Raw genomic sequence first — 17,750 nt, 5'->3', positions numbered from 1 at the left:
GCCGTGCGTGCGCGAAGCTGGTGGCTCGAATTCCGTGAAATCATCCTCAAAGCCACCGTCTACAACCTTCGTCGGAGCGTCCGATATCCGTGAAATCCAGCGCAGTGTATCGAAACTACAGAGCCGATATTTCATATACGGTAGTATATATCTTGGTGCCCCACACTGTTTGTAGACCACTGGGTCTTCTACTATCAGCTTTTGTTTCCCCTCCTATTGGCGACCCCACACGTGACGAAGCTATTGAGCGACAGTGCTTATCGCGTATCGTCCTCACCGCTGTCCCAGCTCCCGAATCGTTTTCCGAGCGAGATCGCCGTCGACCTGCTGTGGCACTGTTAGCAAGAGGCGGTCGAGTACATCCCTGTCCGCGACCGAGTCCCGCTTTTCTCGCGCCTGTTCCGGCGTCCCGGCGATACCGAGGTCAGCGGCCATTTCATCAGTGACCAGCTCAGTCGCCTCGCCACGGTCCCCCGCCTGCCAGGCGTCGGCGATGCGCTCCGCCCGGTCGGGATACGTCTCCGCGACGGCCCGGCGGTAGCCTTCGCCGCTGCCCACGTAGTAGGCGATGTGTTTTCGCAGTTCCTCAGTGGCCCGGTCGGCGTCCTCGTGGACGACCGCCGGGACGTACGGCGCGACGGTGATTTCGGTAGGGTCGCGGTCTTCCTCGCGGGCGGTTTCGGCGATGTACTCGAACGCCGCGTCGAGTTCGGAGAACGGAATCATATGTGGGAGCCACCCGTCGGCGAGGCGCGCGACGACGCGCCTGTTTGCCGGCCCGAGGGCGGCGTGGTACACCGGCACGTCACGGTCCAGCGGGGGGACGCCGTTGACCGACACCACCTCGCCGTCGTAGGACACCCGCTCGTCGCCCGTCATGAGTTGTTTGACGATATCGATGGTCTCGTGGGCGCGACGGACCGGCCGCTCGAACGCCATGCTGTGCATGTTCTCGATTGATCGGGCTGTGCTCGTCCCCAGCCCAAGCACTGCCCGCCCGTCGGAGACCCTGTCGAGGGTCGCCGCCGTCATCGCCAGCACGGCCGGCGACCGCGAGAAGACGTTGAGTATGGCCGTCCCGAGTTCGATGTCCTCGGTCCGGGTGGCGATGTCCGTGAGCTCCACGACGGAACTGGCCCCCCACAGTTCGTTCAGCCAGACCGAGTCGTAGCCGTGTTCTTCGGCCTCGACGGCCAGATCGATTGTGCTGTGGTCCTCGACGCGTGGCACAACGACTCCCAGATGCATAGTCCGACCGACCGGCGGAAACGTAATAAAGAATCGTGCTGATCTCTCGCTGACGTTCCAGTCTCACTCCTGGCCGATCATCCGCTCTTGCTCTTTCCAGTACTCCTCGCGGAGTTCGTACTTCTGTATCTTGCCGGTCGCTGTCTCAGGCAGCGAGTCCCGGAAGTCGACGCCTGTTGGGACTTTGTAGCTCGCGACGCGCTCCCGGAGGAAGTCGAGAATGTCCTGTTCGGTCGCGTCGCTGTCGGCCGTCGGAACGACCAGTGCCATCGGCGTCTCGCCCCAGTCTTCGCTCGGAGCCGGAATGACCGCGGCCTTCAGAACGTCCGGGTGGTCGTACAGTTCGTCCTCCAGTTCTATCGAGGAGATGTTTTCCCCGCCGGAGATGATGATGTCCTTCCGGCGGTCCATGATCTGTATCATTCCGTCGTCGTCCCACGTAGCGAGGTCGCCGGTGTGGAAGTACCCCGCCACGCGGTCGGTGAACGCCTCCTCGGTGATCTCGGGCTTGTTGAGATAGCGGTCCATCACCTGATTGCCCTGGACGACAACCTCGCCGATGGTCCCCCCATCGCGTGGCACGTCCTCGCCGCCCTCGTCGACGATCCGTATGTCGGTACACAGTGCCTCGGAGCCCTGCTTGACCTTGATTCCTCGACCCCGCTCGGCGATGCGCCGCGGGGAGTTGCTGGTCGTGATGATGGGGGCCGTCTCGGTCAGGCCGTAGATGTGGATGATGCGCCAGCCGAACTCGTCCTCGACGCGCTCGATGGTCGCCGTCGCCGGGGCGCTCCCGGCCGTTGCGATTCGTACGTCCCGCTCGCCCTGTGTCACCACGTCGCCGTCGTTGGCTCGGTAGTGCTGAATGAGTTTGTTCAGCACCGTCGGCGCGCCACACATGAACGACACGTCGTACTCGCGGACCCGCCGGAACGTGTCCGCGGCGTCGAAGGTCCGCTGGCAGACGTGAGTCCCGCCCGTTCCGGTGATGGCGTAGGTGTGGCCCCAGCCGTTGCAGTGGAACATCGGGAGCGTCCAGAGGTACGTGTCGTCGTCTTCGACCTCCATGTGCTGATTGAGGACCAGCGCGTGCCAGCTTTCGGTCCGATGGGTTCTGACGACGCCCTTCGGGTCGCCCGTCGTGCCCGACGTGTAGTTGATGCTGGCGTCGTCGTCCTCCGAGATGTCCGGTCGCTCGGGCTCTGCTGTCGGCTGGCCGTCGAGCATGTCGCTGTAGTCCGTCCACTCCCCGTCGATACGGTCGGCTTCGTAGCCGATAAACTCCTCCGCGGGCACGGCGTCACGTACCGGCTGGACCTTCTCGGCGAAGTCGTAGTCGGCGATTACAGTCGCGGCCTCGCAATCGTTCAGGATGTATTCGATTTTCGCGGGGTCGAGCCGGTAGTTCAGCGGGACGAACACCGCACCCAGTTTGTTCGTCGCGTACAGCGTCTCGATGAAGTAGTGTGTGTTCGGCGCGAGGACGGCCACCCGATTCCCCTCCGAGACGCCTCGGTCAGAGAGTGCGTGTGCCAGCCTGTTGACCCGTTCGTTTACCTCGGCGTACGTGTACTCGGTGCCGTCGTGGGCAACAACTCCGGTCACGTCGTCGTAGATGTCCGCTGCACGGTCGATGAAGTCGGTGGTGAGCATTTCGCGTTTCATGATAACACAACGCATTCACCAATTTCACATCCAATTATTATTATATTTTCTTCATAATGAGTCCCCAGCCTGCTCAAACGGATCCGTCGTAGGAAACAATTGCTCGCGCCGACACTGATCGGCTACGGCCACGCGTCCTCGTGGCCGTCCATCGGCGCGGGAACGACGCCGTCCTTCTGTGCCCAGACGCGGGCGTGGTCCGGACAGACTTCGCGGTTCGCGTCCCAGGGGATATGGAGTTCGACCGCGGCGTCGTTCTCACAGCCGTCCTCGGCGCACTGGGTCATAGCAGCGCGACGGCGACCATCGTGACCAGTATCGACGCTGTCAGCATCGCCTGCACGATCCCGGAGGCGAGCATCCCGAGGGTGGTCACCAGCGCCGCCTTCAGCCCGCCCCTGGCGTCGTCCTGGCGGTAGAACTCGACGACGAACACCGTGCCGGCGACGCCCAGCAGAATGCCCAGCGGGCCGGTGACGAAAAAGAGGACGAGCGCCACGACGCCGGCCAGAACTGCGGTCCAGTTCGACGCCCCGCCGACGCGCGCCGCGACGGCTCCGCCCGCGATATCGACGGCCCACGTCAGCAGGCCGACGAGCGTCAGCAGGACAAGCAGGATCGTTCCGGGCTCGGTCATGCCGCTGGCGAGCCAGTAGAGGTAGACGCCGGCGAGCGAGACGAGCGCGCCGGGGACCTGGGGGGTGACACTGCCGATGACGCCGCCGACGAGCAGCGCGAACGCAAGGACAAACAGCAGCGTTTCGAAGCCGACCAGGCTCATTGGTGTCTATCGAGTTCCTCCTGTACCCAAGGGTCGCCGTACAGACGCGTCAATCTTTCGACGACTCCGCCGAGGGTTCGCATGCACTCCCGCTCGGAGACGAATCCCAGTTCCTCGGTGACGGCCGCCCAGGGACGGGCCTGCAGGACCTTTCGGACGAGCAGGCGTTCCTCTCTGTCGGAGAGCGCGGTGGAGTCGGCCGGGTCCGAGAGGTGTCGCCGGGCGAGTTCACGGAACGGCCCCGGGTTCGTGTCGAGAACCGACGCGCCGCCGGGGACGCCGGCGATCAGCCGCCACTCCCACTCGGAGAGCGCAAGCGTCGGCTCCACGTCGGTCGCCCCGATGACGGCACGGACCACGTCTGGATCACAGTCATCGAGCGGGTCCGACAGCACCGCGACGATGCGGTCCTGAAACCACCCGCCGTGACGCGTCGCGAGCGCCGCTCCGCCGTCGGAACAGGAATCGAGCATCACGACGGAGTACTCGCCGCTGGTCGCGTTCCGCGAAGTAGCGAGGTGGACGGTACTGTAGCCGTTATCCGCCCAGAAGCGGACGAGCTCCGGCGTCCCGCCGTAGCCGACGCCCAGCCAGTCCACCCGGTCGGCGAACTCCGCCCTGATTTCCGCAAGGAGTCGGGAGCCGAGGCCGCGGGATCGAACTGCGGCGTGGGTCGCGATGCGGAGGACCCGTTGCCCGACCGGGATCCCAGCGGCTTCGTCCCGGAGTTGCGTCGACAGCACGTCCGGGAGCATGTTTCCCCGGACCCGCCCGCCCTCGTACATCGTGGCTCGCGTGTCCGCCGGGAGGTTGCCCTCCTGTGCCAGCAACGCGACCGCGACGACGTGGCCCTCGTGAGTCAGCGCCCGGACAGTGAGATTGGGTGCGTCGAGCAGTCGGGCCAGGTCCGAAGGTTCCGTCCGGTAGTGGGCCAGTACGAGCAGCCCGAAGACCTCCCGGAGCAGGTGCTCGTCGGCGAGCAGATCAGCCGCCGACAGCCGTCGGTACGCTACGGTTTCCGGCGTCGCATCCGAGATGAGTTGGTCGACCGGTGGGCGGGCGTCCAGCAACAGCGCCCGGAACGCCCACACCTCCACGGGGTCGGCGTCGCCGTAGCGGATCGGCGTCGTCATCGACACGTCGGTGACGGTGTGGTCGCTTTCGGCCAGCCGGTCCCGGAACCGCACGGAGAAGCCACGTCCTGCCCCTTCGTACCCGTGAACGGTCGTGGTAAACGCGACCGCCGGGGCGTCGAGGAACTGCTCCAGCCGTCGGACCGGCAGGGCCGCGGCCTCGTCGACGATGACCACGTCGGGGTCGCCCGGAAGCGCCGCGGCCTCGGCTGGTGGCGCATACCGCACGCAGCCCGCCCCAGCGAGGTCGAGTCGCTGGGGGTCCGACGCCCGGTCGCGTGTGAAATCAACACCAAGTGTCTCCAGCAGGTGTATCGCCCGCGTGAACACTTCGCCGGCGCTCCGGTACTGCGGCGCTGTCACCAGCACGTTCCTGCCCTCCGTGGCGAGATTTCCGGCGGCCAGCCCGGCGGCGCTGGATTTCCCCCGGCCACGGTCGGCCTCGACCACGACCGCCGCGCCGTCGTCCCGCAGGGCCTCGAACGCACGGACAGCGTCCCGCTGGTCGTCGGTCAGGCACTGCGTGTAGGTCTCGGAGCGGAACTTCCTGTCGGCGGGCGGCGTCGGTGCGGGAACCGGGCGGCTCGGCGGCGGATTCGTCAGCCCGTCCTGCTCGACGGTGTCCGTGTCGGCGTCGACGATGGCGATACCTCGGTGCGCTCGCAGCGTTTCGACGAACCGACGGCGGAAGTGGCCGGTCACGTCTGCCACGTCGAACGGCGGGACCGCCAGCGAGTCGTCGAAGCCGTCGCGTTCCTCGGGCCACGTCTCCAGCGGCGGCGCGAGAACGAGATAGAGGCCGCCGCCGTCGACCGCGCCGACGGTCCGCCCGACTGCGTCCGGCCGCAGTTCATCGTGCGCGTCCAGCACGACGGCTGTTCGGGTCCGACCCAGCAACTCCTCGGCGCGGGACTGCTCGTGGTGCTCACAGTCGAGAAACGGCTCAGGGCCGATGACGGTCGTCTCCGCGCTGGGAATGTCAGCCGCGTCGAGCGCTGCCGCTGCCCGCTCCCGCGTCCGGTCGGGGTCGCCCGCCAGCACGAGCAGCCGCCGCTCGTTTGCGCGGCGGGCCTCCGCTCGGAGCGACCGCGCGATGTCCATACCGGTGGTGGCGGACGAGTCAGTATGGACCTGACGGTCACGGCGCTATCGAGATACGCTTTTGACCGGACCGGACACAGTGGCCGGCATGGCTCCCCTCCAAACCCCGCTCTGCACAGTTCTCGGTATCGACCACCCAGTCGTGCAGGCTCCGGTCGGAAGCGTCTCCACGCCGGACCTGGCCGCAGCAGTCGCGGATGCAGGCGGCCTCGGGATGCTGGCGATGTCGTGGCGTGACGCCGATGCGATTCGCGATTCATACACGGACGCCGCAAGTGCGACCAGCGGCGTGGTCGGCGTCAACGTCGTCCTCGACGAGTCGACCGGCGTCCTGTCCCCGTCGACCTGTCTCGACGCCTGTCTGGACGCTGGCGCGTCGGTCGTCTCTTTCTCCTTCGGCGATGCCGGCCCGTACATCGACCGCGTCCACGAGGCCGGTGGGACGGCGATGGTCACGGTCGCAAGCGCTGCTGAGGCCAGGGCGGCCGTCGACGCCGGAGCCGATGTCGTGGTCGCGCAGGGCCGGGAAGCCGGCGGGCACGTCCAGAGCGACGTGACGACGATGGCCCTGCTCCCGCGGGTGGCTGACGCGGTTCCAGTGCCGGTCGTCGCGGCCGGCGGTCTCGGCGACGGACGCGGCCTCGCAGCGGCGCTGACGCTGGGTGCCGACGGCGGCTGGTTCGGCACTCGGTTCGTAGCGACCGAGGAGTCGGGCGCACACGAGGCCTACCGCGAGCAAATCGTTGCCGCGCCCGAGACGGCGACGCGGCTCACCGGTCTCTTCGACCGGGGCTGGCCGGACCAGCCACACCGGGTCCTCGAAACCGACGAGGTCAGGCAGCAGGCCAATGCCGATTCAGATGGGGAAACCGTCGGCAGCGACCCCGAACAGATCGCACGGATGCCCGACGGCGAACCGATCAGTCGGCTTGCTGATATGCCTCCACTGGACGGGATGACGGGTGACGTTGAGGCCCTGCCCCACTACGCCGGGCAGAGTGCCGGCCTCGCACAGGCCGTTCGACCCGCCGGCGAGGTGGTCGCCCGTCTCGTCTCCGACGCGAGGGCTGCGCTGGCCGATGCGTCGGCGGCCACGGAATAGACAGACCCCCCGACAGCACCCGTGTGGCGGCCTGGCACGCGATTTCGGCTTCGAAAGCGCTTTTAGGGCCGGTGGCACAGAATGGGGTACAGCCTGCGCCGAGTTGATGATGCTCCCAGCCTTTTCAGGATACACACCACCACGGTGTGACGGGCCTCGCGGCCCGGACACGGCGGGGGAGCCTGAGCTCGCGCGCAGGAGGTGAACATACAAATGCCAGTATACGTAGATTTCGACGTTCCCGCGGACCTCGAAGACGACGCCCTTGAGGCGCTCGAGGTCGCCCGGGACACAGGCGCGGTAAAGAAGGGTACAAACGAGACGACCAAGGCCATCGAGCGCGGCTCCGCCGAGCTCGTCTTCGTCGCCGAAGACGTTCAGCCCGAGGAAATCGTCATGCACATTCCGGAACTTGCCGACGAGAAGGGCGTCCCCTTCATCTTCGTCGAGCAGCAGGACGACCTCGGACACGCCGCCGGGCTCGAAGTCGGCTCGGCCGCTGCGGCCGTCACCGACGCCGGTGAGGCCGAGGCCGATGTCGAGGACATCGCTGACAAGGTCGAGGAGCTTCGGTGAGGTGACCTCGGATGAGCGCTGAGGAATCCGAAAGCAGCGGTTCCACGCCCGCCGAGGTTATCGAAGTCGTGGGCCGGACGGGGATGCACGGCGAGGCCATGCAGGTCAAGTGCCGCATCCGCGAAGGCGAGAACCAGGGGCGCATCATCACGCGCAACGTTCTCGGCCCGGTCCGCGAAGGTGACGTGCTCCAGCTCCGCGAGACGGCTCGCGAGGCCGACACCATCGGAGGGCAGTAACCATGCCCCGGACACGCGAATGTGACTACTGCGGTACGGACATCGAACCCGGCACGGGCACGATGTTCGTCCACAAGGACGGCGCGACCACGCACTTCTGTTCCTCGAAGTGCGAGAACAACGCCGACCTGGGCCGCGAGGCCCGCAACCTCGAATGGACCGACACCGCCCGCGGCGAGGCCGGTGCGGTCGAGGAAGAACCGGACGAGGTCGAAACCGACACAGCTCCGGCAGCCGACGCTGACGAGGCCGAAGCAGACGCCGAGGACGCTGATGCGGACGCCGACGAGGCCGAAGACGCCGACGAGGAAGCCGAGGAGGCTGAGGCCTGATGGCCGAGCACGAGCGCACGTTCGTGATGGTCAAGCCCGACGGCGTCCAGCGCGGCCTCATCGGGGATATCGTCTCCCGCTTCGAGGACCGCGGCCTGAAGATGGTCGGCGGCAAGTTCATGCAGATCGACCAGGAGCTCGCCGAGGAGCACTACGGCGAGCACGAGGACAAGCCGTTCTTCGACGGGCTCGTCGACTTCATCACCTCCGGCCCCGTGTTTGCGATGGTCTGGGAAGGCCAGGACGCGACCCGGCAGGTCCGGAACATGATGGGCGAGACCGACCCGGCCGAGTCGGCTCCCGGCACCATCCGCGGCGACTACGGCCTCGACCTCGGTCGGAACGTCATCCACGGCTCCGACCACGAGGACGAGGGCGCAAACGAGCGCGAGATCGCGCTGTTCTTCGACGAGGACGAACTGGTCGAGTGGGACCAGATCGACTCGTCCTGGCTGTACGAGTAACGCCAGGTCGACTGTCGCGTTTTTTCGAGCACAACCGCCTTGAGGGCGGCGTCCGTACTACCTGGTATGAGCCTGACACTCTACCAGCTCGACGGCTGTCCGTACTGCGAGAAGGTCGCCGACCGACTGGACGACCTCGGCATCGACTACGACAGCGTCTGGGTCGAGGCCCTGCACTCCAAGCGCAACGAAGTAAAGGAGGTCTCCGGTCAGCGTGGCGTCCCGGTCTTAGTCGACGCGGACCGCGGCGTCACGATGGCGGAATCCGAGCGCATTCTGGACTTCATCGAGTCGACTTACGCGCCCGAAGCCCGGTCGGCGTAGACGTACTGGGCGGCCGCGCCGACGGTCGCAAATATGAGCGGGAAGAAAAACAACAGCAACAGGAGCCACGGTACGGCGGGCGCGGCCTGACCCTGGCCCCCGTCGTTGAACATGACCGTCCGGACAAACACGAAGCTCCCAGCGAAGCCGGTGACGACGTAGCCGAAGCTGAGTCCGGTGCCGACGAGCGCCGCTTCCTCGAACAGGCTGTCCGTCCGGGCAGCGCCGCGGTAGCGCTCGAACAGCGCGCCAACGACGAGCAACGAGACGATGGGAATCAGGAAATAAACGATGGGTGGGATACTCGCGCCCTGCGCGCCGTATAGGATGTTCCGGGCGGCCGACCCGTACACCTCGGCATCCGTCGCGGTCACGAGCGTTGGCACGTGATGGGCGTTGTACAGCACGAAGCCGTACTGGACCAGCCGGTCCGTCAGTTCGGGCAGGTCGACCGACGACGGTCCGACGACGAACAGCAGCGCGACGAGCAGGTACTCGACGACCAGCGTGCCGGCGGCGACGGCGGCCGCCCGGAGCCACGGGAACGTTCGGAGACTCGCTTTCAACAGGTGGCTCTCCGGCTGTGGCTGCTCGGCTGTGGCGGTCGGTGGCTCGTCCACCAGCGATTCGCTGACCGGTCCGGTTCCGGCCCCCTCGTCGGTCGCGTCGTCGGCGTGTTCAGTCACGTCTAGCCGTATAACTTCAATGACGGAAAAAAGGGTTCCGGTGGTCGCTACTCCGACTCGAAGTCGAGCGCCGCGCCGTTGATGCAGTACCGCTTCCCGGTTGGTTCCGGCCCATCGTCGAACACGTGGCCCAGATGGCCGCCACACTCGGCACAGACGACTTCCGTTCGCTGCATTCCGTGGCTGTTGTCCGGTCGGGTTTCGACGTTGCCTTCCTGGTACACGTCCCAGAAGCTCGGCCACCCGGTCTCGGAGTCGAACTTCTCGTCACTGTCGAACAGCTCCGTCCCACAGCCGGCACAGGTGAACACGCCCTCGTCTTTCACGTCGATGAGGTCGCTACTGAACCGCGGTTCCGTCCCCGACTCGCGGAGGATTCGGTACTCCTCGTCAGAGAGTATCTCGCGCCACTCCGCGTCGTTGTCCGGGAGTTCGCTTTCGGATTCACTCATGGAATGGTGTACGTGTCCCAGCGATAAAAACGTAGAGCCAGGGGTGGGATTTGAACCCACGAACTCTCGATTACAAGTCGAGTGCTTGGACCACCCAAGCTCCCCTGGCGCGGTTACATGCCTGGGTTGTGTGGGGACCGTTTAGAGAGTATCGTTTTCGGTCGGCTTTTCGAGTTCGATCCGGTGTGGCCCATAGCCGTGTGCCCGGTAGAACTGTCGGGCGGATTCGTTGTCCGCCATCGCCTCCAGGGCGAGGATGTCCGCACCGGTGCTCCGGAGCCGATCCTCCGCCGAATCGAGCAGTTCGCTGCCGATCCCCTGGTTTCTGTAGGCCGGTTCGACGAAGATATTCTCGATGATCCCCCGCCGCTCGTCTTGCTCGTAGCGGCCGCTGTCGATAGTTACCATAACGAATCCGACAGTGCGTCGGTCCACGTTGGCCACGAGTACGTTTTCGGCGACGACGCGCTGCACGACGGTCTCCCGGACGGCCGTCCGGTTCCGGTCACCGAACAGGTGTGAGCCGTGAGCACGCTGGCCCGCCGCCAGCTGGACCCACAGGTCGACGATGGTGTCCACGTCCTCCATCGAAGCGGTGACGATTTCCACGGTGACACTCCGTGTCGTACGGTCAAAACAGTTCGGCTGCGGGAGCTATCGGGTGTGCGAGACGGTCAGACATCCCGGCAGTCCGCACAGAGGAGCTGACCGTTGAACGACGCTAGCTCCCGTGTCAGCGTGCCACAGGCGGAACAGATGCCCTGGCTGTCGAAGGAGTCCTCCGCGGCGGACTCCATCCCGTCGGTCGTGGCCTCCTGGCCGGTCGTCGCGACCTGCGGGGTCTCTTCGACGACCGCCGTCGATTCGCTTTCGAGCCGCGCCGTCGAGAGGATGTCGTGTTCGGTCAGCGTTCCGAGTGGCTCACCGTCTGCCATGACCAGGAGGAACTCGGCGGACCGCGTCGCCATGCGGTCCCGGGCCTCCGGAAGCCCTGCGTCGGGGTCGATTGTCGGAATCGACTCCCGCATCACGTCGCCGACGGTGGCGGTGTCCGGGTCGCCGCCGTCGACGATGTACGCCAGCACGTCTCTGTCCGTCGCCACGCCGACCGGTTCGTTCCCTCGCAACACGAGGATCGAATGTTGCTCCTCGCGGATCAGCAACTCCGTCGTTTCGAGGAGGTCGTCGGATTCGCTTGCGCCGACGTACTCTCGGTTCATAACCTCCCGCACAGTGACCTCGCCGTTCATGTGTATTGTTATCACACGGCTGGTCTAAAAGATACCTCCACTACGCTTATGTCGCGGGGTTCGTAATCTACTCTGTTGTCGCTGTCTCGATAGTGACGGCGTCGCCGGTCGCCCGACATGTTTCTAAGGCGTGCTTTGCGTCCATACCGGCCGTAGCGGCCGTCCGCCCGCGTCCGACGCCGACTTTTAGCTCCACGTCGACTTCCTCGCGGACGTGTTCGATAGCGTCGTGGTAATCTGCTTCGTCGAGGTCCGGACAGACCGCGATGACGTTGTCGCCGCCGACGAAAAACGACAGCGAGTCGTGGGCCTCGCGCATGTACTTCATGAGCGCCGCGTACCCCTGCTCGATCCGAATGAACGTGTCGAACTCGTTGAGTTGGTCGGTGTACTTCTCGGTGGCGTCGTCGACATCGAAGTGGGCTAACTGAACGTCCGTCTCGGCCCGGAACTGCTCGTCGATAGTCTGTCCCCGCAACACTTCACGTCGGCCCTTGTCCTGTGCGCTGCCGGCCTCTTGGAGCTGTTCCGTTGCCGTTCCCAGCGCGGAAACGGGCGTCGTTCCCGTCGCGACCGAGAGGCTCATCGTCACCGGGTAGCGATTGCCGACAGACTCCTGGATGAGTGCGTGTGCGGCTTCGTCCAGCCCGTTCGTCACCGCGATCATGTTGTCGAACCGCGAAAAGAAGATGTAGCCGTCGCGGTTCCCGAACAGTTGGGCGAGGTCGGCGTACAGACGGGACTGGAGCGTCTGGAGGTCCACTTCACGTCGGGGCTCTGGCGTCACAGTCCACGGCCCGTAGTTGTCAATCTGTATGTGGGTTATCTGGGTGTTGGTCACTGTCCATCGATCCTTCGGAAGCAACGGGTATTGCTCTGTCGAAATTGCCCACAGAGAAGACTGGGGACCGGTCTGAATCGGCGTCGAATCCCAGCGACGCCAGCCGTTTCAGCGGCCGTCAGACGGCACCGCATCGCGGCGCTGTATCTCGACGGTTCCGACCATCGAGTCGTAGGCCACAACGCCGGTCGCCGTCAGTTTCGGGAGGTGTTCGGTGAACAGTTCCTCTGTGAGTTCCTCCCTGTCGGTGTCCGGGACCGCTGCTGGTTCGATGTCACGCTCGGCCGCCAGAACCGCTGCCGCGAGGTCGCCCACGACCATCGGTTCACCACGCTCAGCCAGTATCGAGAGCGCGCGGCGGCGGGTGTCGTCCGACAGCAGGTCCTCGATGACCGCCTTGGGAAGTCCGTGTCCACTGTGGTCGGGTGAATGTGTCGTCGCCATACGCGAGGCTACACCGGCCACCTACAAGTATGTGTCGTGCCCCCACACCACACGGTTAGGCCTGTTTGAGCCTGTACGGCCACCAGTCCGCCTCACGCAGGGCGCGCCCGAGGGCTTTGTGGAAGTCCGGGAAGTCCGAGAACTCCTCCTGGTCGACGTATTCGAAGATGTCCGCCACGCTAACCACTGTCTCGTAGTCGATCCGAATCGGATGGTCCCCGTACTGGTCGACGTACTCCTTGGCAGTCAACGGGAAGTCCTCGTCCTCGTTGACTTTCTTCGCCAACACAGCGTGGCCGTACTTGCGTCGGCCCTCGCTTCCCTCCTCACCGTCCGGATCGTGTGGCCAGTCCATACGCGATTCTCTGGACACTGGCATAAAAAGGGTTTCTCTCCCCGCCCGGCAAAACGGTCACTACCCGTCGACATGTCGCTGCACGGCCCACGATCCCCCCTCACTGGTGTCACACAGGCGCTCGAAGAACCGCCGCAGTCCGTCGGACTCCGTCGTCGGCAGGACGTGCAACCGCACCGTCCCGTCGCGGACGGCAACGCGGAACACGTCGGCCGTCTCCTCGTCGCGGACCAGCCACAGCGGCATCGGCAGGTCGTGGAAGTCGCCGTAACGGTACGGGCCGTCGGTGAGGATGTCGACGACAGTGTCGGCGAGTTCCGCCGTCGCCCGCTCTCTGTCGGGCGTGAGCCGGAACTCCGTCCCGCCCTCGTATTCGACCCCGCTTCCGTGCGGGAAGCGCCGCTGTGGGTGGGCCGGAATGGCGAACGAGGGGTCCGTGGTCATCTAGCAAGTGGTTGGGCGTGATACAAGTTAAATTCGCGGGCGGAGACTGGGCGGTAGGCAGGGTACTCAGCCGCCCAGAAAGAGGTCGACGACAATATCACCACTGGGACCGCGGTAAAACTCCGTGTATCCACATTTCGCGCAGGTGACGGCTTTGAATTGCCGGTTCTGTACGTCAAAGAGCTTTGTGAGCCCAGCACCGGTCGTCGCGATTTCGTCAACTTCGGCTGTTTCGTGGCCGCATTTCGGACAGCCCGCTTCGTCCGTACCCAGCGTCTCGTCCGTGCCAATTTGTTCCAGTCCGTCTTCGGGCGGACGGGCATCGTCCAGCGACGACTGACAGGAGCGACAATACGACCAGGACCTGGCGGCCTTCGACCCACAGGACGCACAGTAGACGAAATCGTACTCAGTCGTCTCGTCCTCTGAGGGGTCACTCGGTGACATATGCATGTGTTCTGTTAGATCTCCCAAATGAATTACCCACAGCCAACCGGTGGCACGCTACTGCTGGATTTATCCGCCGGCAGCTCCTGTATCCGGCTATGTGCGGCCGCTATAGCTTGTTCGCTCCCCGTGAGGACATCGAACGGCGGTTCGACGCCGAATTCGACTTCGAGTACGAGCCGCGGTACAACGCCGCCCCCAGTCAGGACCTCCCCGTAATCACCGGAGAATCGCCCGGCACGGTGCAGCGGATGGAGTGGGGGCTGATCCCGCCCTGGGCCGAGGATCGAACGGCTCACGGGCACATCAACGCCCGCGCCGAGACGCTGGCCGAGAAGCGGTCCTTCGCCGATGCCTACGAGTCCCGGCGCTGTCTGGTCCCCGCAGATGGGTTTTACGAGTGGGTCGAAACGAGCGACGGCAAGCAACCGTATCGCGTGGCCCTGCCCGACGACGACCTATTCGCAATGGCGGGGCTGTACGAGCGATGGGAACCGCCACAGCGCCAGACCGGGCTGGGGGAGTTCGGCGCGAGCGGTGACGATACGGGCGGCGAGGACGATCTCGTCGAGTCGTTCACGATTGTGACGACCGAGCCGAACGACGCCGTCGCGGACCTCCACCATCGGATGGCCGTCATCCTCGACCCGGCTGAGGAGTCGACATGGCTGCGCGGCAGCGCTGACGACGTATCCGAACTGCTTGATCCGTACGACGGCGAAATGCGGACCTATGCGGTGTCATCGGCAGTCAACAGCCCTGCCAACGACTCGCCGGAACTCATCGAACCGGTCGGATAGCAACGATTGGGCCGCGGTATTACTCGCTGGCCGCGTGCTGTCGCTTGAACTGGTGCAGCATCTTCCAGAGCGTATCTTCGTCGACCTGGTTTTCGGTGGCGGATAGCTGGCGGTACAGACCCTCAGAGACGGTAATCTCGGGCATTACTGGAGACATTGTCTCGGGACGACATAAGCTTCTGGAGACTCGAAACCGAGTGAATGTATTCGACCCGCAGTATTCTGGGTACTCCGTTACGACGCTCAGTCGTCTTCCCACAGTGTATGCAGTCGCACGCCCAGCGAGACCGAAGCACTGTCGCGTCCAGTGTGACTGAGCTCATCGGCGACACGCCGCTGGTCTGTCTCGACAGTTTCGCGGACAATCTCTTGGGGAAGGTCGAAGCGGCCAACCCCTACTCCGTCAAGGACCGCATCGCGCTGTACATGGTCGAGGCGGCCGCCGAATCCGGCGACCTCCCCGACGACGGGACACTCGTCGAAGCGACCAGCGGCAACACCGGCATCGGACTGGCCGCCGTCTGTGCCGCGCGGGGGTACGACTGCGTGCTGACGATGCCCGAGTCCATGAGCGAGGAGCGCCGGCAGTTGCTGTCCGGGCTCGGTGCGGACCTCGAACTCACGCCGGCAGACGGCGGGATGAGCGGCGCAATCGAGCGCGCGAACGAACTCGCTGACACACCTGGCACTGTCCGCGCCCGGCAGTTCGAGAACGAGGCGAACCCGCGAGCCCACCGCGAGACGACCGGGCCGGAGATATGGGCCGATACCGACGGGGACGTGGACGCCGTCGTCGCCGGCGTCGGGACCGGCGGCACGATCACCGGCATCTCGGAGTACATCCAGGAGGCGGTGGGGGCGGACCTCACCTCGGTCGCTGTCGAACCGGAACAGTCGAAACTGCTCTCCGCGGACGACCCGGACAGCCACGACATCCAGGGTATCGGTCCCGGATTCGTGCCGGACATTCTCCGGCGGGACCTCATCGACGAGGTCCGGACCGCGAGCAAGACAGACGCCGTCGACGCGACCCACCGACTCGCCAGCGAGGAGGGACTCATGGTCGGCATCTCCTCGGGCGCGGCGCTGCACGCGGCGACGGAGTACGCCACCGACAACCCCGACGAGACGGTGGTCGTCGTCCTGCCGGACACCGGCGAACGATATCTCTCTACGGACCTGTGGAAATAAGCGAGAAACGCCGCTGCTCCGTGAAAACTGACTTCAGGCGACGCGGCCGAACGCCAGCGTGCCGCTGATACTCTCGATGTAGGCTTCGACGACTTGGCCCTCGCGCGCGCCGGAGACGAAGATTGTGTATTTCCCTTTCTCGGCGACGCCGTCGCCCTCGCGGCCGGTGCCGGTGATCTTGACCTCGTAGGTCTCGCCCTCTTCGAGCGTGGGTCGGTCCTGCTGCGTGTTCGAACTCGCACCTTTGGCGACCGGGCGGAACGCACCGCAGGCCTGACAGCGCAGCATGTCGACGCCGTCCTCGTTCTTGAGGACGGTGTCGGGCAGGCCACACTCGGAACAGGTGACGTACTCGGCGACGTAGGCGTCCACGGCGGCATCGAAATCAGCGGTGTCGAACGACCCGTTGTAGCGGGCTTCGCCGCCGTCGAACTGGCCGTTTGTCCCGAACTCGCGCTGGATGGCACGGTGGAGATGCTGTGCGTCCCGCGAGACGGCGTCGGCGATTGCTTCCAGATTCGTCAGGCGCGTGAACGCCCCATCAGTCTGGCCTTCCGGGTCCGGAATCGAGAGCCGCTCGCCGGCTTCCCGTGGTTGGTCTGGCAGTACGTCGTAGGCACGCTGTAGGGCGGACTCGTAGTTCATACGGTACAGACGGTGCTGGCACGTAAATGGATTCCGTCACGCCTATTCTACTTTATCTTTCAGTTACATTAATACGGCACGGGATGAACTAGCTTGTATGGACCGGCACCGAAACCAGGAGGCGACGGTGAGTGACGACCGGCTCACCGCCCAACGGCTCGATACCCTCTTGGGCGTGCTCTCAGCGGAGTCGCGCCGGATGGTGGTCGCGTACCTCCGTGAACACGGCACGGCATCGGTCGACGAACTCACCGACGTGGTCGTGGGCTGGTCGCAGGCGCGCGGGAACAGTGCTGGTGGCGATGCCTGGGAACAGACACGGACGGTTCTCTACCACAATCACCTTCCAGCGCTCGCTGCGGCGGACCTCGTTGCGTATGACACCGACGCGGAGACGGTCGAGATAGCGCCGCTGTCGTCCGCGACGACCGAGCTGCTTTCGACAGTACAGGAACTGGAAAGCGCCCTGACGGGCACCGAAGACTGACCGCGGCCGATGGCAGTACACCACCTCCTCGACCGCTTCGCCAGATCCGCGGTGACGATGACGGTGTACGGCACGGACCCGGATCCGGACCTCGTGGACCGACTCGAATCCCAACGGATAGCGGTCGACTGGCGAGCGCTCCCGGCCCCCGACTCGGAGTCGTTCGTCGTCGTCCGGCAGGCCGGCCGGTTTGCCGGGACCGTGCGGTTAGACGTGCTCCAGAAGTTCCTCTCCGAGCCCGCTCTCCAGCAACGCACCAGGACCCTGCCTGACCCGGACGAGGATGTGCAGTTGCTGCTCTCCTCGCTCACGAACACGGTGCTCTCGTCGCTGGGTCGGGGACCGCTGCTCGCCACGGCCCACGAGTTCGAGGACAGGGCCTACCGCATCGGACGTGGGACCCTGCGGGTTAGCTTCCAATCACTGTCGACGTTCCGCGCGCAGGCCGACCGATATCGGACGCTTGCCGCCGACACCGAACTGGCCATCCATATCTACGGCCGGGACGACTGGGACCCGCCGGCAATACCCGGCGTCACGGTCCACGCGACCTCCGACGACGAGTTCGGGCGGCTCTGGCTGCTCGCGTTCGACGGGAACGGGAACGCCGCCGACAAGTGCGCACTCGTCGCAGAGGAAACCGACCCCGGACAGTACCGGGGCTTCTGGACGTACGACAGCCCCGCGGTCGACGAGATCCTGGCATCAGTCGCGACATCTTTCTGAGCCCGAGAGCTGACAGC

The 17,750-nt window shown here is 65.2% G+C and carries 26 protein-coding genes, 1 tRNA gene and 1 pseudogene; 11 read left to right on the top strand and 17 right to left on the bottom strand.

Going from position 1 to position 17,750, the window contains the following annotated elements:
* Positions 1-93 (top strand): annotated as a pseudogene (locus NDI54_RS15330) (IS5/IS1182 family transposase); the annotation flags it as partial.
* Between the two features lie 180 nt (positions 94-273).
* Here NDI54_RS15330 and NDI54_RS15325 read toward each other — a convergent pair.
* The 5 genes from NDI54_RS15325 to tmcA all read right to left on the bottom strand — a co-directional run bounded on the left by NDI54_RS15325 (position 274) and on the right by tmcA (position 5,928).
* Entirely contained in the window at positions 274-1,248 is a 975-nt protein-coding gene (locus NDI54_RS15325; RefSeq protein WP_310897307.1) for an LLM class flavin-dependent oxidoreductase, read from the bottom strand.
* 63 nt (positions 1,249-1,311) lie between these two features.
* The gene (locus tag NDI54_RS15320) at positions 1,312-2,913 is read right to left on the bottom strand and encodes a class I adenylate-forming enzyme family protein (RefSeq protein WP_310897306.1); all 1,602 of its coding nucleotides are present in this window, start codon (positions 2,911-2,913) and stop codon (positions 1,312-1,314) included.
* 122 nt (positions 2,914-3,035) lie between these two features.
* Positions 3,036-3,200, bottom strand: coding sequence for a hypothetical protein (locus NDI54_RS15315; RefSeq protein ID WP_310897305.1), 165 nt, complete (start codon positions 3,198-3,200; stop codon positions 3,036-3,038).
* Positions 3,197-3,694, bottom strand: a complete 498-nt coding sequence (locus NDI54_RS15310) for a DUF456 domain-containing protein (protein WP_310897304.1) — start codon at positions 3,692-3,694, stop codon at positions 3,197-3,199. The genes NDI54_RS15315 and NDI54_RS15310 overlap by 4 nt, the downstream gene beginning before the upstream one ends.
* Positions 3,691-5,928, bottom strand: a complete 2,238-nt coding sequence (gene tmcA, locus NDI54_RS15305) for a tRNA(Met) cytidine acetyltransferase TmcA (RefSeq protein WP_310897303.1) — start codon at positions 5,926-5,928, stop codon at positions 3,691-3,693. The genes NDI54_RS15310 and tmcA overlap by 4 nt, the downstream gene beginning before the upstream one ends.
* 88 nt (positions 5,929-6,016) lie before the next feature.
* On the opposite strand from tmcA, the gene NDI54_RS15300 reads away from it, so the two are divergent.
* The 6 genes from NDI54_RS15300 to NDI54_RS15275 all read left to right on the top strand — a co-directional run bounded on the left by NDI54_RS15300 (position 6,017) and on the right by NDI54_RS15275 (position 8,965).
* Positions 6,017-7,030, top strand: a complete 1,014-nt coding sequence (locus NDI54_RS15300) for an NAD(P)H-dependent flavin oxidoreductase (protein WP_310897302.1) — start codon at positions 6,017-6,019, stop codon at positions 7,028-7,030.
* A 213-nt stretch (positions 7,031-7,243) separates the two neighbouring features.
* Complete coding sequence (gene rpl7ae / locus NDI54_RS15295; RefSeq protein ID WP_137682513.1) at positions 7,244-7,606, top strand: 50S ribosomal protein L7Ae; 363 nt, start codon at positions 7,244-7,246, stop codon at positions 7,604-7,606.
* Positions 7,607-7,617: 11 nt separating this feature from the next.
* Positions 7,618-7,845: a 30S ribosomal protein S28e gene (locus tag NDI54_RS15290; protein WP_004516764.1), complete on the top strand. Its 228-nt coding sequence runs from the start codon at positions 7,618-7,620 to the stop codon at positions 7,843-7,845.
* A gap of 2 nt (positions 7,846-7,847) precedes the next feature.
* Complete coding sequence (locus tag NDI54_RS15285) at positions 7,848-8,177, top strand: 50S ribosomal protein L24e (RefSeq protein WP_310897301.1); 330 nt, start codon at positions 7,848-7,850, stop codon at positions 8,175-8,177.
* Positions 8,177-8,641, top strand: coding sequence for a nucleoside-diphosphate kinase (gene ndk / locus NDI54_RS15280; RefSeq protein WP_310897300.1), 465 nt, complete (start codon positions 8,177-8,179; stop codon positions 8,639-8,641). Before NDI54_RS15285 ends, ndk begins: the two co-directional genes overlap by 1 nt.
* A 66-nt stretch (positions 8,642-8,707) precedes the next feature.
* Entirely contained in the window at positions 8,708-8,965 is a 258-nt protein-coding gene (locus tag NDI54_RS15275; RefSeq protein ID WP_310897299.1) for a glutaredoxin family protein, read from the top strand.
* On the opposite strand, the gene NDI54_RS15270 is transcribed toward NDI54_RS15275, so the two are convergent.
* From NDI54_RS15270 to NDI54_RS15225, 10 genes are all read right to left on the bottom strand, one after another.
* Complete coding sequence (locus NDI54_RS15270; RefSeq protein WP_310897298.1) at positions 8,938-9,651, bottom strand: hypothetical protein; 714 nt, start codon at positions 9,649-9,651, stop codon at positions 8,938-8,940. The genes NDI54_RS15275 and NDI54_RS15270 overlap by 28 nt on opposite strands.
* Positions 9,652-9,698: 47 nt before the next feature.
* Complete coding sequence (msrB, locus tag NDI54_RS15265; RefSeq protein WP_310897297.1) at positions 9,699-10,103, bottom strand: peptide-methionine (R)-S-oxide reductase MsrB; 405 nt, start codon at positions 10,101-10,103, stop codon at positions 9,699-9,701.
* A gap of 35 nt (positions 10,104-10,138) precedes the next feature.
* A tRNA-Thr gene (locus NDI54_RS15260) sits at positions 10,139-10,212 on the bottom strand.
* A 32-nt stretch (positions 10,213-10,244) separates the two neighbouring features.
* Complete coding sequence (locus NDI54_RS15255) at positions 10,245-10,712, bottom strand: GNAT family N-acetyltransferase (protein ID WP_310897296.1); 468 nt, start codon at positions 10,710-10,712, stop codon at positions 10,245-10,247.
* Positions 10,713-10,777: 65 nt separating this feature from the next.
* A complete protein-coding gene (locus NDI54_RS15250; RefSeq protein ID WP_310897295.1) occupies positions 10,778-11,353 on the bottom strand; it encodes a CBS domain-containing protein in 576 nt (191 codons plus the stop codon).
* A gap of 67 nt (positions 11,354-11,420) precedes the next feature.
* Complete coding sequence (locus NDI54_RS15245) at positions 11,421-12,194, bottom strand: GTP cyclohydrolase III (protein ID WP_310897294.1); 774 nt, start codon at positions 12,192-12,194, stop codon at positions 11,421-11,423.
* A gap of 108 nt (positions 12,195-12,302) precedes the next feature.
* The gene (locus NDI54_RS15240; RefSeq protein WP_310897293.1) at positions 12,303-12,638 is read right to left on the bottom strand and encodes a DUF7344 domain-containing protein; all 336 of its coding nucleotides are present in this window, start codon (positions 12,636-12,638) and stop codon (positions 12,303-12,305) included.
* Between the two features lie 55 nt (positions 12,639-12,693).
* Positions 12,694-12,993, bottom strand: a complete 300-nt coding sequence (locus tag NDI54_RS15235; protein ID WP_310897292.1) for a DUF5785 family protein — start codon at positions 12,991-12,993, stop codon at positions 12,694-12,696.
* A 60-nt stretch (positions 12,994-13,053) separates the two neighbouring features.
* Positions 13,054-13,437, bottom strand: a complete 384-nt coding sequence (locus tag NDI54_RS15230) for a hypothetical protein (RefSeq protein WP_310897291.1) — start codon at positions 13,435-13,437, stop codon at positions 13,054-13,056.
* A 66-nt stretch (positions 13,438-13,503) separates the two neighbouring features.
* Positions 13,504-13,884 carry a zinc ribbon domain-containing protein gene (locus NDI54_RS15225; RefSeq protein ID WP_310897290.1) on the bottom strand — a complete coding sequence of 127 codons (381 nt, stop codon included), beginning with the start codon at positions 13,882-13,884 and terminating at the stop codon, positions 13,504-13,506.
* A 98-nt stretch (positions 13,885-13,982) separates the two neighbouring features.
* Between NDI54_RS15225 and NDI54_RS15220 the strand changes: the two genes are divergently transcribed.
* Entirely contained in the window at positions 13,983-14,684 is a 702-nt protein-coding gene (locus NDI54_RS15220; RefSeq protein WP_310897289.1) for an SOS response-associated peptidase, read from the top strand.
* A 19-nt stretch (positions 14,685-14,703) separates the two neighbouring features.
* On the opposite strand, the gene NDI54_RS15215 is transcribed toward NDI54_RS15220, so the two are convergent.
* Positions 14,704-14,829 (bottom strand): hypothetical protein, encoded by a 126-nt coding sequence (locus tag NDI54_RS15215; RefSeq protein ID WP_310897288.1) that lies wholly within the window; start codon positions 14,827-14,829, stop codon positions 14,704-14,706.
* Between the two features lie 119 nt (positions 14,830-14,948).
* Between NDI54_RS15215 and cysK the strand changes: the two genes are divergently transcribed.
* Entirely contained in the window at positions 14,949-15,875 is a 927-nt protein-coding gene (cysK, locus tag NDI54_RS15210) for a cysteine synthase A (RefSeq protein ID WP_310897287.1), read from the top strand.
* Between the two features lie 33 nt (positions 15,876-15,908).
* Here cysK and NDI54_RS15205 read toward each other — a convergent pair whose 3' ends face one another.
* Positions 15,909-16,520 carry a translation initiation factor IF-2 subunit beta gene (locus tag NDI54_RS15205; protein ID WP_004593474.1) on the bottom strand — a complete coding sequence of 204 codons (612 nt, stop codon included), beginning with the start codon at positions 16,518-16,520 and terminating at the stop codon, positions 15,909-15,911.
* 97 nt (positions 16,521-16,617) lie between these two features.
* Between NDI54_RS15205 and NDI54_RS15200 the strand changes: the two genes are divergently transcribed.
* Together NDI54_RS15200 and NDI54_RS15195 are read left to right on the top strand one after the other, a co-directional pair.
* Positions 16,618-17,007: a DUF7344 domain-containing protein gene (locus tag NDI54_RS15200; RefSeq protein ID WP_310897286.1), complete on the top strand. Its 390-nt coding sequence runs from the start codon at positions 16,618-16,620 to the stop codon at positions 17,005-17,007.
* A gap of 9 nt (positions 17,008-17,016) precedes the next feature.
* Positions 17,017-17,733 carry a DICT sensory domain-containing protein gene (locus NDI54_RS15195; protein WP_310897285.1) on the top strand — a complete coding sequence of 239 codons (717 nt, stop codon included), beginning with the start codon at positions 17,017-17,019 and terminating at the stop codon, positions 17,731-17,733.
* Positions 17,734-17,750: the final 17 nt, after the last annotated feature.

Source organism: Haloarcula terrestris, assembly GCF_031624315.1.
GTDB classification, from domain to species: Archaea; Halobacteriota; Halobacteria; order Halobacteriales; family Haloarculaceae; genus Haloarcula; species Haloarcula terrestris.
Note: the sequence above shows the minus strand (reverse complement) of the source record. Positions and strands in the feature narration are given on the sequence as shown.

Bases quoted from the DNA above. Each gene is read 5' to 3' on its own strand.
- NDI54_RS15325 (WP_310897307.1), bottom strand. From the start codon at position 1,248: ATGCATCTGGGAGTCGTTGTGCCACGCGTCGAGGACCACAGCACAATC.
- NDI54_RS15320 (WP_310897306.1), bottom strand. From the start codon at position 2,913: ATGAAACGCGAAATGCTCACCACCGACTTCATCGACCGTGCAGCGGAC.
- NDI54_RS15315 (WP_310897305.1), bottom strand. From the start codon at position 3,200: ATGACCCAGTGCGCCGAGGACGGCTGTGAGAACGACGCCGCGGTCGAA.
- NDI54_RS15310 (WP_310897304.1), bottom strand. From the start codon at position 3,694: ATGAGCCTGGTCGGCTTCGAAACGCTGCTGTTTGTCCTTGCGTTCGCG.
- tmcA (WP_310897303.1), bottom strand. From the start codon at position 5,928: ATGGACATCGCGCGGTCGCTCCGAGCGGAGGCCCGCCGCGCAAACGAG.
- NDI54_RS15300 (WP_310897302.1), top strand. From the start codon at position 6,017: ATGGCTCCCCTCCAAACCCCGCTCTGCACAGTTCTCGGTATCGACCAC.
- rpl7ae (WP_137682513.1), top strand. From the start codon at position 7,244: ATGCCAGTATACGTAGATTTCGACGTTCCCGCGGACCTCGAAGACGAC.
- NDI54_RS15290 (WP_004516764.1), top strand. From the start codon at position 7,618: ATGAGCGCTGAGGAATCCGAAAGCAGCGGTTCCACGCCCGCCGAGGTT.
- NDI54_RS15285 (WP_310897301.1), top strand. From the start codon at position 7,848: ATGCCCCGGACACGCGAATGTGACTACTGCGGTACGGACATCGAACCC.
- ndk (WP_310897300.1), top strand. From the start codon at position 8,177: ATGGCCGAGCACGAGCGCACGTTCGTGATGGTCAAGCCCGACGGCGTC.
- NDI54_RS15275 (WP_310897299.1), top strand. From the start codon at position 8,708: ATGAGCCTGACACTCTACCAGCTCGACGGCTGTCCGTACTGCGAGAAG.
- msrB (WP_310897297.1), bottom strand. From the start codon at position 10,103: ATGAGTGAATCCGAAAGCGAACTCCCGGACAACGACGCGGAGTGGCGC.
- NDI54_RS15250 (WP_310897295.1), bottom strand. From the start codon at position 11,353: ATGAACGGCGAGGTCACTGTGCGGGAGGTTATGAACCGAGAGTACGTC.
- NDI54_RS15240 (WP_310897293.1), bottom strand. From the start codon at position 12,638: ATGGCGACGACACATTCACCCGACCACAGTGGACACGGACTTCCCAAG.
- NDI54_RS15235 (WP_310897292.1), bottom strand. From the start codon at position 12,993: ATGGACTGGCCACACGATCCGGACGGTGAGGAGGGAAGCGAGGGCCGA.
- NDI54_RS15230 (WP_310897291.1), bottom strand. From the start codon at position 13,437: ATGACCACGGACCCCTCGTTCGCCATTCCGGCCCACCCACAGCGGCGC.
- NDI54_RS15225 (WP_310897290.1), bottom strand. From the start codon at position 13,884: ATGTCACCGAGTGACCCCTCAGAGGACGAGACGACTGAGTACGATTTC.
- NDI54_RS15220 (WP_310897289.1), top strand. From the start codon at position 13,983: ATGTGCGGCCGCTATAGCTTGTTCGCTCCCCGTGAGGACATCGAACGG.
- NDI54_RS15215 (WP_310897288.1), bottom strand. From the start codon at position 14,829: ATGCCCGAGATTACCGTCTCTGAGGGTCTGTACCGCCAGCTATCCGCC.
- cysK (WP_310897287.1), top strand. From the start codon at position 14,949: ATGCAGTCGCACGCCCAGCGAGACCGAAGCACTGTCGCGTCCAGTGTG.
- NDI54_RS15205 (WP_004593474.1), bottom strand. From the start codon at position 16,520: ATGAACTACGAGTCCGCCCTACAGCGTGCCTACGACGTACTGCCAGAC.
- NDI54_RS15200 (WP_310897286.1), top strand. From the start codon at position 16,618: ATGGACCGGCACCGAAACCAGGAGGCGACGGTGAGTGACGACCGGCTC.
- NDI54_RS15195 (WP_310897285.1), top strand. From the start codon at position 17,017: ATGGCAGTACACCACCTCCTCGACCGCTTCGCCAGATCCGCGGTGACG.